This window comes from Endozoicomonas sp. ALB032 (assembly GCF_049310125.1).
Lineage (GTDB): Bacteria > Pseudomonadota > Gammaproteobacteria > Pseudomonadales > Endozoicomonadaceae > Endozoicomonas_A.
In genome coordinates, this window is the sequence record NZ_JBLYNW010000001.1 from 6,842,376 (window position 1) to 6,855,229 (window position 12,854).

The window sequence follows — 12,854 nt, forward strand, 5'->3', positions numbered from 1 at the left end:
CCCACTACCCTTTCAGTTATGAAAACATTATTAAAGCCTCTTTTTATTTTAATGCTGATTCTGCCTGGCTGGCAGGCTCAGGCCAGTGAAGCCGTCAACCTGATCAGAGAATACATCAGCGTCACCTATGGTAAGGATCTGAATATTACCAGCAGCCAGATAGAGCAGCTAAGCTGGGTCATGGACAATCCCAATGTCACCCCTGAAATGTCGGCGGACCAGCTACCCTCCAATATACATTCGGAAGTCCCTCGTGCCCTGTCGCGCCTTTATTCACTGCAGTTGCTGAGATCCGGTACACAAAAGGACTACGATGCATTTATCCTGCCTCAGAAAGATCTGGATAAGCCGGTCTTGAGTCTTGAACACTTCAACCAGCTATCAGCGCTCATTCGTGGACTGGACGAGGAGTCCTACGAAACACTGGCTGCGGCAGCGATCATCAGCGCCGTTACCCTGTCACCGACCGCGAGGGAGCGGGCCTCTGCAGTCCTTGGTACCAAACTCCCCGAAGACAGTACCCGTTTCCTTTCGGTCACGGCGAAAAAAGCCACCAGTATCTACCCGCTGGCTAAAGAAGTTGCCAGTAAATACCACTCCGATGGCCGTAAATTCACCATTGTGTTCCTGCCGGAAAGTCATCTGCGCCATATGATGTACGACGAAGGTTCATTGAATATGTACAGCACTCTGAAAGAGGGCTTTCGCAGTGGCACACTGAAGCCCGGGGACCTGAACCTCTGGTATGCCTACTGGGTAGATAATATTGCCGGCTTCAGAGGTCACATCAGTGCCAAAGGCTCTCTTTACCTGACAGAGAACACTTACCGGGCAATGAACCAGATCAAAGAAGAACTGGACAAGCTGCAGAAAGATCCCGGTTTTAATCCCATTCCTTCCTACCTGACAGCGCGAGCCTGGTGGTTGAACCTGTCAAACAATAGCGGGCTATCGACTCAGGAAATCGAGGCTCTTGGTGCTCTGGCTGCAATGATGAGACTCTTTACTCCGGAAGAAGGTAAGCAGTTGCTGAAAGCTTTCAACAAGTTGCCCGAAGAAAAAAAGAAACTCTGGGTCGATCATATCCAGTCTCAGCTTAAGACCACCGATTACGCTACACCGACTTATGTACCTGCGCTAATGGCTAACGCTATGATTCTCAGCAATCTGGCCGAAACAGTAGAGAAGGTGTTGCCTTTTTACCTTAATGCCCTGGATACCGCTGCCGAGGCAAGAAAAAACGGCGAACTGCCCAAGAGTACACCACTGTCATTCAGGGTTTTGGCCAATGACAAACAGGTGAAGGTTATACTCAGGTCAGCACCCATCGGGATACAGATTGATCCAAAATCGGGTCTGGCAACACTCAAAGGAACTTAACACGACCCGTGTCTACTTCTAACTCCAGAAGCAATGGACTGCAAAGGAGCTATCATGTTTCTTCAAACCTTTGGACCCAACTTATCAGGAAGAGATTTCGCAATCGGCGACCTACACGGCATGTACGACTTGCTCTTCGAAACTCTGGAGCGTGTGGATTTTGATTTTAAGGTAGATCGTTGTTTCAGTGTTGGAGACCTGATTGACCGGGGTCCTGATTCGCCCGGTTGCCTCTCCCTGATCCATGAACCCTGGTTTCACCCTGTCTGCGGCAATCACGAAGATACCCTGAGGACCATTGCCCGAAACCCTGAGTCATCAGCTATTCTGGCAGACTGGGTTCTCAATGGCGGTCGCTGGCATCTTAAAGTTTCTGCAAAAAAAATGCGAGAGTATGCCAACTGGGTTGATACTTTGCCCTACCTGATACTCGTTGAACATTCTAATGGCAACAAACTGGCGATCTGTCACGCAGAATACCCATTGAAGCAATGGAATCCCCGTAACATAGAGACCGATCCGGAACTGACCCGGCAATTGATGTGGTCGAGAACAAAAGTACAAACCGGAAACACAGACTGGGTTGAAGGTGTTGATCATATCATCTGTGGCCACACCATTGTCGAAGATCCTACAACCCTCGGTAATACCCACTTTATTGACACCGGGGCTTTCAGGTCCAACACTCTGACACTGCTGCCACTGTCACAACTTAAATAGAGAGAAAAAATTAACCCGCCATCTTTTTCAGCACTGCTTTATACTTGGGAATTTGAAGTATCGACAAAGCAAAAGCCTGACATGCAGCCCATAATCGCCAGAACACTGTCCGACATCGACTGGGAAAGCTGGAAAGCGCAGGATCCTGCTACCCTGACGTTTATCGTTAAAAGTGACCATATTCTTTTAATTCGTAAAAAGCGCGGACTGGGAGCCGGTAAAATCAATGGGCCCGGCGGCAGGCTTGAAGAGGGTGAAACCACACTGGAGTGCGCAGTGCGTGAAGTTCAGGAAGAACTGAAAATCACCCCGCTGAATATGACCTTCCATGGCGAATGCCTGTTCCAGTTTGTCGATGGCTACTCCATTCATGTCTACGCCTTTTCCGCTTCTGACTACGATGGTATTCCCGAAGAAACCGACGAGGCGATTCCCCTGTGGTTTCATATCAAAGATATTCCTTATGATGAAATGTGGGAGGATGACCGCTACTGGTTACCGCTGTTGCTTAAGAAAAAGAGTTTTATCGGTCGCTACCTGTTCAACAAGGATAAAATGCTGGATTACGAAATCGAACTTCTCACCTGACTTTTCCCATGTTTTCAGCACCGCTGTCGTCCATACCAGAGCTGCCCTTCTTTATAACGGCTATCCCGGCGGTCGTTATTACGGGGCTGGGCAAGGGAGGCATGGGCAATGCTCTGGGCATGATTGCCGTGCCACTTATGTCGTTATCCATGCCTCCCGTTCAGGCTGCCGCAATCCTCCTGCCCCTGCTGTTAGCTATGGACGGATTCGCCGTCTGGGGATGGCGGAAGCACGTGGACTGGACTGTGTTCAGGATCATTATTTTTCCTGGCCTGTTCGGCCTGTTGCTGGGCCTGATGGTGTTTGCATCCCTCAGTGAACAGGCTGTCAAAGGCATGATCGGTATCATTGCCATTTTGTTTTGCCTGAAGCAATGGTTCGGTCACTACTTTCACTCACCCCGCAAGCCGGGAACACTGTCCGGTATCTTCTGGTCAACCGTCAGTGGTTTCACCAGTTTCGGCATTCACTCCGGGGGACCTCCCCTGAGTGTTTACATGCTGCCGTTGAAGCTTAAAAAGGAATTTCTGGCAGGCACCATGGCGATCTTTTTTGGTTCTCTCAACCTGGTCAAATGTCCTGCCTATGCTGCCCTTGGCGAGTTCACCCCAGATAACCTGCTACTGTCTTCTTTGTTGCTACCTGTTTGCCCTCTGGGTGTCTGGCTTGGAATGAAGATGGTTAAAACCATCTCTACTGATTTTTTTTACAAGGTTTTATACATCTGCCTTTTTCTAACAGGGCTGAAGCTTCTAACCGGCTTGTTCTAATAAAAAATTGCAGAAACCAAAAGTTTGTCGACTAGAATAAACGAGCCCATTGCTTGGTCAGTTTATTGGTTTACTGCCGAGGTAATTTAAATCAGATATTGGAATATTAATGCCGGTATCCAGCTGACCAAAGTTCAGGAATAACACCAGGACAGCATTGAAGCTTTTCAGTTGAATAACATTCAAGGTTTATCAAGTGTCCAAAAAAGAATTGTTGCTCTCAGAACCTTCTAACCATTCAAGCAGTTACTCGTTTCTCCTCGTTCCCACGCTTTGCGTTGGAATGCATACGGGGAGCTGGTCACACTCCGATGCAGCAGCGTGGGAGCGAGTTGAAATGGTACGGAGATTAACGCTTGGCTGCACTAATCGTTAACGAAAGTCTCACTCACTTAATCCACCTGAGTTTTCAGCCGATACAGCATTATAAGGTGAATACAAAGATGATAAACCAATGGATCAAAAGCCAATGGGTCGTATGGAGGGGTGCAAGCATACTTACAGAATGACTCTGGATCAAGGCGAGAGTCGTATTGCTGCGGTTAGCAGGGCTGCTAAAGCACTAATATTTGGATATCGGGTCAGTTCGGTGGACAATTCCCGGCGATATACTCCATCGCCTGAAGCCCCTGGTTCTACCTTGGAGGGGAAAAGTATTTTGGCAAGGGATGTGGTAGCCACGCCCCCTTCACCTGTTTTAAGTAAGCGTGCCCCGGTTCACTTTTCCCGGGCTATTTTGTCTGCTTTTTCTTCTGAGACGGATAAGCATCAAGCAGCGTATCTCACAGAATGTGTTAGTTATAATTCCAAATCGGGTGAGATTGTTCCGAAAACGTCATGGATTGGCCGACTGTTCAGGCCAAAGCATAAAGAGCCAACGCGTGTTGAGATCAATGATAGTTTCAAAGCTGCACTTCAGAATGCTTTTCCTGACGCTGACGTCAATAAGGTATTTGATGCTTTTTTTTCTCAGGGGTATGACCCCGCAACGCACAAAATAACCGAAAAAGAGGCTCTGTTGCTATTAAATGCGTTGAAGCTGCCTCCACAGAAAGATTCTGCACAAGAGCCTGATAATGATGCTGTTGATTATACGAGTGATGCATTGGTGTTTCAATTCGATAAAGCATCGAATTCGATTATGTTGGTAAATGATCTGCGTTCCTATCTAATAGGAAGAAACAGGTTGAACGTTTCTAACACTGCTTATCAGACTGACTTTGATGTTCAGTTCGGTCAGGATCATACTGCTTTGCGCCAGAAGATATCCCATAGCTTCTTTAAAAAAGCCGTAAAAGACTGGATTGAAAGTATGGGAGGTGATTCTGACAATGCCGGTCTTATTTTCAGAGCAGCCCGGGAGCTTGCGTTGGGGATTAAAGGAAAACCCGAGTCATTCAAGGGTGAAGACGGGATCAAAATGGTAAAGCTAATGGGGAGTTCACCTGTACTCAACCTGTCTCAGGCAGGAATGCAGCAATTTTTTCCAGGTGGTAAAAACTTTTCTGAATTACTCGAGCTGGTGGCAGAAAAGATTCAGTACAGCAATGTATCTTTACCTGCTCTTACTCCCGAGCAAGAACGCAAGTTTGTAGCAAACTGTCGGGGTGCCGTGAGGGAGAAAGTCAATAAATCCATCTGGGACTCAAGAGAAAAACTGGAGAAGTTCAAAAAAGAAGGAAGACAGATTACAACTTCTTTGATCTCGGATGCCGCTATTGGTTCTTTGTTGTTCACGAATGAACTCAGAAAAATTGCCGTCAATGAATATATCAAGCTGGTGTCAAATGCCTATTCTGAAACTCTGTATAATAAACTGAAAAACCGCCACAGTGATGACTAAACACGATCTTCTCGTTCCCATGCTCTGCGAGGGAATGCATACGGGGAGCTGGTCACACTCCAATGCAGCAGCATGGGAGCAAGTTGAAATGGTACGGATATTAACGCTTAGCTGCACTAATCGTTAACGAAAGTCTTATTATCAATCGCAGCCAGCAAAGCTCTTGCTCTTTTCCCATCCTCCCTGGCATTCATGCGATCAGACAGAGCCAGTGATTTCAGGACTTCCGCTCTCGCCGTGTCCCAATTTTCCAGACGATGATGAACTTTTGCCGCCATGTAGTGAGTTAGCATCCGGGTACGTGGACTCTCAGCCCCAGCAAGGGCTTCAAGTTTTTTTACAGATTCAATAACAATCAGAGCACTGTCGTAGTGACCTTCAAGGTAATCAATTCTTGCCAACCTCAAGTGTGTACGGACGATTTCGTAATGATTTTTCAGATGATGATAGAGGGCAAGAGATCTCACCAATGCTATCCTGGCACGACCCAGATCAGGTTTATTCGAATCACTGAGAAACGCACCCAGATTATACAGCGTCTTAGCCTTAAGGTACGGGTCAACGGGCGGGTGTTTCTCTATCACTCCCATGCCTTTTTTGGTATAGCCAAGCGCCGCCTCGTCTCGACCCTGGGCCCTGGCCACCCCGGACAAATGAGCCAGGCTGGCAATGTATCCATCCCACTCTTCGTGCTCCTGAGCATAGTTGCTGGCTTCCTCAGCCACTTTGCGAGACTGGTCATAATCGCCCTGATAGAAGTAAATGGAAGCCACCGCCAGAGCAATTCGAACCCGGTCCTGAAAACGCGAGTGCATGGCCGCTTCCTGCATTCCCTGGGGGCCCAATTGGATATAGGTCTGCCAGCAGCCTTGCTCCTTCATTTCGTAGCCATTGCGCAACAGCCAGTCGACCAATTGTCCTGACTTGCTCTCAGGTGGTTGAAATTTTTGACAAACAGCAGGGTCTTCATCAGACGCCTGCCCGCTGACTGAGGGTGTCGCAAAGAGAATAGCGCACAAAAGTACAAAGCATTTTGCTTTATATTTGTGAAAATAAGGTTTTGAAACAGTCAGGAAAAACGGCTTTGGCATAAATTCAGACTCCATCTTACCCGTAATTAATAGCCGACAGAAAAAGGAGTCTAGTATAGGATAACCATTCTGCACTGGATGAAGCTTCGCTCTGTCAACGGCCAAAAGCCGGGATGACTACTCGACAGAATTCAACCGTTACAATAACCAAAACAATGGAACCAGAACTATGAACCAGGCTTACAACCATTTGGTAGAACGTTTCAACAAGCTTTACCGTTTTCAACATCTGTCTGCCATGGCCAGCTGGGATCAGGCAGCCATGATGCCTTCCGGGGGCAATCAGGCCCGCGCTGGAGCCCTTGCAGAACTCTCCAGCCTGATGCACGAACTGCTGACTGAAGAACAGGTTGGCCATTGGCTTCAGGAAGCCAGAGAGAAAGCTGACGATGCGTTAATACAAAGTTCTATCCGGGAAATGGAACGCAGCTGGAGAAAGGCTTCGGTCATACCAGCAGATCTGGTTAAAGCTCAGTCTCTGGCCAGCTCGAAGTGCGAACATGCCTGGCGAACCCAGCGCCCGGAAAACGACTGGAAAGGCTTCTCCGAAAACCTGAAAGAAGTCGTCAAACTGGCCCGTGAAGAGGCCAGTATCCGCTCCGCTGCTTCCGGTGCCAAAAGCTACGATGCCATGCTCGAGCTTTATGAACCCGGTATGACCTCCAGAGAGCTGGATGCCCTTTTTAGCAACCTCAAGAGCTGGCTGCCAGAAACCCTGCAAACCGTTGTCGAAAAACAGAAAAATGACTCTCTGATCGCCAGTCAGGGCCACTACCCTGCTGAAAGCCAGAAAGCCCTCGGGCTGGATGTAATGAAACTGCTGGGTTTTGACTTCGACCATGGCCGACTGGACGTCAGTGTTCACCCATTCTGTGGAGGGGTTCCGGAAGATGTTCGCCTCACAACCCGTTATAACGAACGAGACTTCGTTGAATCCCTGATGGGAACCATCCACGAGACAGGTCATGCCCGCTATAACCAGAATCTTCCGGCAGATCTGAGGGCGCTGCCGCTGGGCTCTTATCGTTCCATGGGGGTCCACGAAGGCCAGAGTCTGTTTTTTGAAATGCAACTGGGCCGCAGCCCCCAGTTCCTGCATCTGATAAGGCCTCTGATCGTGAAACATCTGGCAAGAGGTCAGGAAGATGAACGTTTCAGCCAGACCAATCTTGAGATGATCTACAACCGGGTAAAGCCCGGCTTTATTCGTGTTGATGCCGATGAAATCAGCTATCCAATGCATGTGATCCTGCGTTATGAAATCGAGAAGGCATTGATCGAAGGAGACCTGCAGGTGGATGACCTGCCCCAGATCTGGAATGAGAAAATGCAGGCTTACCTGGGCCTATCCACCGGCAAAAATCACAGCACCGGCTGCATGCAAGACATTCACTGGCCGATGGGCGCTTTCGGTTACTTCCCGAGTTATACTCTGGGTGCCATGTATGCAGCCCAGCAGTTTGCTGCTGTTAAACGACAATTACCCGATGTAGAAAGTCGCATCGCTAATGGTGATCTGGAGCCGGTATTTAACTGGCTGACAGAAAACATCTGGCAGCAGGGCAGCAAGCTGGAAACCCATGAACTTTATACTAAGGCTACTGGCGAGCCACTGAATGCAGATCACTTCAAACAGCACGTTTTGAGTCGTTACCTGAACACCTGATGACTCGCTCCCCTTAAATTTCCGGACCCACTCATTCCGAGACCGGGTTCAGGTTTACCCTGAGCAGCAGCGGGATCGGGTCTTGAATCTCCAGCATATCTAAAAGGAGCAGGATCAAGACCTGAGGCCCACCCAAGTAGAGAGGATGTCGCAAAACTTCAACAGCTCGTTCTCACGCTCTGAAGTCGTCATTCCCGCGAAGGCGGGAATCCAGCGCCAACGGTGGATCTCTGCCTTCTCGGGGATGACAAGGCCAGGGGGACACCGGGCAGTATGGTTCTGGTGGAGAGTCAGTGTGGATTCCCGCCTTCGCGGGAATGACGAGAATGAAGCCGACAATGACGGGAGTCAACGCGTTCCCACGCCGGAGAGAGCTTTGCAACACCCTCGTAGAGGGTGGGAGTGAATATCAGTCACAATGTTGATGGGTCAGGAAAAATGGATAAGGATTTGATCTTACCATTTTCATCAAGCACAAAAACATCAACATATGAGCTATTAATGCCCTCAATATTCAGAGTTAAATTTAACACGCAGTCAGTCAAAAGCTGTTGATTGACAACATCATATTTCACATCTTTATCCTTATGGCAAAATAAGTGTTTAGCTGTAATTTCTCCATATTTAGGTGAATACACCAAGTCATCCTTGTTGCTGAATAATGGCAGTATGCCATTGCATTCGTTACCATTCTTAAGGCTTTCTACATATGTTTTTGTCACTATTGTGCAATTACCGGATAAGGCAATGCTAGATGCAAATGCCATTATTGATATTAAAAATAAACATGAGATATTTTTAATCATCTTTAGCCTCAAATATCTGGCTTTAGGATTTTAGTGCATGATCGACTTTTCAATTTGCACGACAAATACCAAGGCAAGCCCAATTGCCCATGGCATGCTGTGCAATGAGATCAGGCACAACTTAATTTTTGATGGTTTCCTCAAAATCCTGTATACAGTCATTGCGACGCTCCCTTTGTCGGGATTAAGCTTGATGCGGCTTCATCTGCGATACATCCAGGCGAGCCTGTTCTGAAAGCATTTTAGTATAAAGATGGCGGCTTACTCACTAAGTTAGCCAAGGTGGATCGGCGTAGCATTCGCCTTCGACTCTCCATGGCTGGCAACGATGATGACAATCAATTTTTGCAAGCAGAGGAGTCAGATCTTGAATCCTGAACATAGGCAAAAGGAGCAAGAATCAAGTATGCAATCAGCCGAAATACAGAACATTAGCCGCTATTTAGTGACAGCTGCTTCACTGGTGATTATTCTAGCCGGTATCCGTCTGGGCAGTGAAATACTCTCTCTCCTGCTGTTTTCCTACTTCCTGGCGATCCTTCTTAACCCTGCCATTAATGCCTTGAGCCGACTGCACATTCCCAGGGTGCTGGGTATTTTGTTAGTGGTCTCGGTGCTTATCATTACTATGATGATGATTGTGGCTTCCATTGGCAGCGCCTTGCAGGAGTTCGCCAAAGCACTGCCAGGGTATAAGCAGCAAACGATCGAGATGATCCACCAGGTCAGTGAAAAACTGGCACAGCGCAACATTAATCTGGATCTGAAATCCATCACTGAACCACTGGATACCTCGTCCCTGTTTGGCTTTTTAACGTCCATGCTAAGTCATATGGGCAGTGCCACCAGTTATGCTTTTCTGATCTTTCTGACGGTTATATTCATGCTGGCCGAGGCTCCGCTGCTAAAAAATAAGCTGGTCCGCGCCATGCCCAATCCGGACCAGCAACTGAAAGATCTCGAAAGATTTGTTGCCTCGGTCAATCATTATGTTGCCCTGAAGACGGCAATCAGTCTGCTCACCGGATTGCTGGTCGCTCTGATGCTATGGTCACAAGGGGTTAACTTTTACCTGCTCGGTGGCATTCTGGCTTTTGCCCTGAACTTTATTCCAAACATTGGTTCCATACTGGCGGCGATACCCGGTATTCTGATCACTTTGCTGCAACTGGGTTTTTCTGAAGCGATATTTGTTTCAACAGGCTATTTCGCGATCAACATGCTGATTGGTAACATGCTTGAGCCCAGAGTTTTGGGTAAAGGGCTTGGCCTTTCATCCATGGTCGTTTTTTTATCGTTACTGATCTGGGGCTGGTTACTGGGTCCCATTGGCATGCTGCTCTCAGTTCCATTGACCATCAGCATAAAAGTACTGCTGGAGTCCTCACCCGGTAGCCGAAGGTTTGCTGCGCTTCTCGGATCTGGTCGGACAAAAGAGGAAGTAGAAGCTGAACTGTCAAAGTAATACTCAGCTCCAGCCGACTGTACTAGAGTGAATAGATTCATCAATGGACAGGCAAATATCATGCAGAAAAATCCATGGATAGACTGGGCTGAAAAGATTCGCGCTATAGCCCAAAACGGAATAACTTATGCTGATGGCGACTTTGACCTGGAGCGCTACCATCAGCTCCAGGGCATTGCCCACGAAATGACGGCACTTCTCGCCGGTGCTCCCATTGAAAAAGTTGATCATTTTTTTCTTCCTGAGAATGGCTACACCACACCCAAGCTCGATATCCGGGCCGGGGTGTTTCAGGAAGGTCGTATCCTGCTGGTGAGAGAGCGCTCTGATGGTCGCTGGGCCCTGCCGGGTGGCTGGGCCGACGTCTGTGAGTCTCCGGCCCTGGGAGCAGAACGGGAAACTCTGGAAGAATCAGGGTATGTTGTCAAAGCCGGGAAGCTGGTGGCTGTTCGCGATGTTCATAAACATCCCTACTACCCCACAAACCCCCATCACCTGATCAAAATGCTGTTTCTCTGCGAACTCAAGGGCGGTAGTCCCACTGCCAATATCGAGATATCAGAGGTCGGCTTTTTCGAACCGGATCAACTCCCACCTCTTTCACAGGGGAGAACCATTGCTTCTGACATCGCTTTGCTGAAGCAACATCATGAAAATCGTGAACTGCCCACAGAGTTCGATAGCTAGCAGCCTGTCGGACTTAAGTCTGCCCTACTGCGGTTGCGATAAATTGGTCTAAAAATTCCTGCTTCTTCGTCAAATAGCACCGCTATTCTCCTCAGAAGCAGAAACTTTTATCCTCAATTTCTCGCAATCCTCGCTACGGGCGCTTAAGTCCGACAGGCTGCTAGGAGCCTGACCGAGAATAGCGCAACCAGACCAACAGAAGTTTTCCCAAATCTTAAAATGAGCAAAAAATATCCAATTATTAGTGGGATTTTGCTCATTTTTGCATATTTATGCCTTCTCACAGCCTCTATGCTGCCTTTTTAGCCTCTTTCAAATCTTCAAGACGGATTGACCTCGTGGAAGCCGCTTTTACAAATTTTTTGATATTATGCGCAGTGCATACCAGTGAAAATTCCGCTGAAACTTTTTCTTTGCCGCGGAGACTGAACCCTCGGAAACCAGATTCTTTTATCTGTCCAAATGGTGGCTCCGCAATAACTTTACGACGCTCATATATGGCTTTCGCACCGGCTGTCTCCATTTTCTTATTCATAGCCTGACGTGCTTTTTCAAACTTATCGGTACGGATAACCCTGCCAGCCTCTTTCTTTGAATCACTGCAATTCCGACGATAAGGGCATTCCCTGCATACCGTCTTGTTTGCCCGGTAGCTTTTTCTTTTGCTTTTGCTGGCCGGGTTCGTTACCAGCTTTTCCCCTGCCGGACAGATAAATACATCAGCTTCGGAATCATACGCAAAATCCGCTTTGACAAACTTCCTGTCAGAGCTTTCAAGGTCGTCAGCGGCAGGCTTCTCCGCCTTGTCGGTTGCGATATAGGCATCAATCTCATGTCGCTCGACTGTATGTAAGTTTGACCCTGAAAAGTAACCATTATCCATACTCCACTTATCTACAGCCGCGCCATCAGTGGCTCCTGATAATGCCCTCAGCGCCGGCTCCACTTCCTGTACATCGTTGGCGTGTTGGCTGACATGCTGGCCAACAATGATCTGGTTATCGGAATCAACTGTAATTTGAGCATTGTAGCTGTACTCACAATACCCCTTCTTGCTCATCATGCGGGCATCGTGATCTGCAAAACTGATCTGCTTTTTGTCGTCTATTGGTTTGTCTGGATTTAAAGCTTTTTCACGTTCTTCAAGTGCTTTCTTGGCCTCTTTGATTTTTTTCAGGCGCTCTTCTTTAAACTGGAGGTCTTCAGGAATGCTGTAACCATTGGTTGCTTTGTAGGCGTCATCTTCTTCCTGATCACACTGACTGGCTTTTTTGATCAGCTCATCCACTTCGGCACTGAGTTCTGCCTCTTTCGCTTTGAGCCTCCCGTAGCTCATGGCCTTGTGTTTTGAGCTGTTGGCTTTGAACTTGGAGCCGTCCAGGCTGATATGACCCAGTGATGCCATTTTGAGTTCAATGGCCAGTTTGACTGACTGTTTGAAGCAGTCATGGAAAAACGACAGATTATCCTTACGAAAGTCACCAAGAACCCTGAAATTCGGGCAGTTCATTTGTGAGATATACATGAACGCCAAGTCTTGTCGACACCGTCGCTCAATCTCACGGGAACTGAAAACACCATGGCTGTATGCGTAGATCAGAATAGCGACAATGAGCTTTGGAGGGTATGCGTGCTGACCAAGGTGGTGATATTTTTTTTCGACTTCAGACGTATTAATGTTCTGAAAAATGCTTTCATAAATAAAACAATCATGATCTTTGGGAAGCAAATCGAAAACGTTGGTTGGGAACAGCAGATGCTGATCAAACTCAACAGGACTGTCCTTAAACTTTGGTGGTGGTGACATTTGGCATAATCAGAGTTGGTTTAAGGCTTAT

The 12,854-nt window shown here is 47.7% G+C and carries 12 protein-coding genes; 8 read left to right on the forward strand and 4 right to left on the reverse strand.

The window, feature by feature from the left end; genetic code table 11:
- Positions 1-18 precede the first annotated feature (18 nt).
- From ACO6VG_RS24800 to ACO6VG_RS24820, 5 genes are all read left to right on the forward strand, one after another.
- A complete protein-coding gene (locus tag ACO6VG_RS24800; protein WP_422134766.1) occupies positions 19-1,380 on the forward strand; it encodes a hypothetical protein in 1,362 nt (453 codons plus the stop codon).
- Between the two features lie 54 nt (positions 1,381-1,434).
- The gene (locus ACO6VG_RS24805) at positions 1,435-2,100 is read left to right on the forward strand and encodes a metallophosphoesterase (protein WP_422134767.1); all 666 of its coding nucleotides are present in this window, start codon (positions 1,435-1,437) and stop codon (positions 2,098-2,100) included.
- Between the two features lie 81 nt (positions 2,101-2,181).
- Positions 2,182-2,688, forward strand: a complete 507-nt coding sequence (locus tag ACO6VG_RS24810; protein WP_422134768.1) for an 8-oxo-dGTP diphosphatase — start codon at positions 2,182-2,184, stop codon at positions 2,686-2,688.
- Positions 2,689-2,696: 8 nt separating this feature from the next.
- On the forward strand, positions 2,697-3,458 hold the full coding sequence (locus tag ACO6VG_RS24815; RefSeq protein WP_422134769.1) for a sulfite exporter TauE/SafE family protein: 762 nt from the start codon (positions 2,697-2,699) through the stop codon (positions 3,456-3,458).
- A gap of 454 nt (positions 3,459-3,912) precedes the next feature.
- Positions 3,913-5,301, forward strand: coding sequence for a hypothetical protein (locus tag ACO6VG_RS24820; protein ID WP_422134770.1), 1,389 nt, complete (start codon positions 3,913-3,915; stop codon positions 5,299-5,301).
- Positions 5,302-5,417: 116 nt separating this feature from the next.
- Here the strand turns inward: ACO6VG_RS24820 and ACO6VG_RS24825 are convergent, their stop codons facing one another.
- On the reverse strand, positions 5,418-6,392 hold the full coding sequence (locus ACO6VG_RS24825) for a tetratricopeptide repeat protein (RefSeq protein ID WP_422134771.1): 975 nt from the start codon (positions 6,390-6,392) through the stop codon (positions 5,418-5,420).
- Positions 6,393-6,561: 169 nt separating this feature from the next.
- On the opposite strand from ACO6VG_RS24825, the gene ACO6VG_RS24830 reads away from it, so the two are divergent.
- The gene (locus tag ACO6VG_RS24830; RefSeq protein WP_422134772.1) at positions 6,562-8,058 is read left to right on the forward strand and encodes a carboxypeptidase M32; all 1,497 of its coding nucleotides are present in this window, start codon (positions 6,562-6,564) and stop codon (positions 8,056-8,058) included.
- Positions 8,059-8,230: 172 nt separating this feature from the next.
- Here the strand turns inward: ACO6VG_RS24830 and ACO6VG_RS24835 are convergent, their stop codons facing one another.
- A complete protein-coding gene (locus ACO6VG_RS24835; RefSeq protein WP_422134773.1) occupies positions 8,231-8,410 on the reverse strand; it encodes a hypothetical protein in 180 nt (59 codons plus the stop codon).
- Positions 8,411-8,471: 61 nt separating this feature from the next.
- Entirely contained in the window at positions 8,472-8,864 is a 393-nt protein-coding gene (locus ACO6VG_RS24840) for a hypothetical protein (protein ID WP_422134774.1), read from the reverse strand.
- Between the two features lie 367 nt (positions 8,865-9,231).
- Between ACO6VG_RS24840 and ACO6VG_RS24845 the strand changes: the two genes are divergently transcribed.
- Both ACO6VG_RS24845 and ACO6VG_RS24850 read left to right on the forward strand, forming a co-directional pair.
- Complete coding sequence (locus ACO6VG_RS24845) at positions 9,232-10,329, forward strand: AI-2E family transporter (protein WP_422134775.1); 1,098 nt, start codon at positions 9,232-9,234, stop codon at positions 10,327-10,329.
- 60 nt (positions 10,330-10,389) lie between these two features.
- Positions 10,390-11,016 (forward strand): NUDIX hydrolase, encoded by a 627-nt coding sequence (locus tag ACO6VG_RS24850; protein ID WP_422134776.1) that lies wholly within the window; start codon positions 10,390-10,392, stop codon positions 11,014-11,016.
- Between the two features lie 289 nt (positions 11,017-11,305).
- Here the strand turns inward: ACO6VG_RS24850 and ACO6VG_RS24855 are convergent, their stop codons facing one another.
- Positions 11,306-12,823: an IS1182 family transposase gene (locus ACO6VG_RS24855; protein ID WP_422137198.1), complete on the reverse strand. Its 1,518-nt coding sequence runs from the start codon at positions 12,821-12,823 to the stop codon at positions 11,306-11,308.
- Between the last annotated feature and the right edge of the window lie 31 nt (positions 12,824-12,854).

What these genes read in the sequence shown, in the direction of transcription:
- ACO6VG_RS24800 (WP_422134766.1), top strand. Translation starts at nt 19, where the DNA reads ATGAAAACATTATTAAAGCCTCTTTTTATTTTAATGCTGATTCTGCCT.
- ACO6VG_RS24805 (WP_422134767.1), top strand. Translation starts at nt 1,435, where the DNA reads ATGTTTCTTCAAACCTTTGGACCCAACTTATCAGGAAGAGATTTCGCA.
- ACO6VG_RS24810 (WP_422134768.1), top strand. Translation starts at nt 2,182, where the DNA reads ATGCAGCCCATAATCGCCAGAACACTGTCCGACATCGACTGGGAAAGC.
- ACO6VG_RS24815 (WP_422134769.1), top strand. Translation starts at nt 2,697, where the DNA reads ATGTTTTCAGCACCGCTGTCGTCCATACCAGAGCTGCCCTTCTTTATA.
- ACO6VG_RS24820 (WP_422134770.1), top strand. Translation starts at nt 3,913, where the DNA reads ATGGATCAAAAGCCAATGGGTCGTATGGAGGGGTGCAAGCATACTTAC.
- ACO6VG_RS24825 (WP_422134771.1), bottom strand. Translation starts at nt 6,392, where the DNA reads ATGCCAAAGCCGTTTTTCCTGACTGTTTCAAAACCTTATTTTCACAAA.
- ACO6VG_RS24830 (WP_422134772.1), top strand. Translation starts at nt 6,562, where the DNA reads ATGAACCAGGCTTACAACCATTTGGTAGAACGTTTCAACAAGCTTTAC.
- ACO6VG_RS24840 (WP_422134774.1), bottom strand. Translation starts at nt 8,864, where the DNA reads ATGATTAAAAATATCTCATGTTTATTTTTAATATCAATAATGGCATTT.
- ACO6VG_RS24850 (WP_422134776.1), top strand. Translation starts at nt 10,390, where the DNA reads ATGCAGAAAAATCCATGGATAGACTGGGCTGAAAAGATTCGCGCTATA.
- ACO6VG_RS24855 (WP_422137198.1), bottom strand. Translation starts at nt 12,823, where the DNA reads ATGTCACCACCACCAAAGTTTAAGGACAGTCCTGTTGAGTTTGATCAG.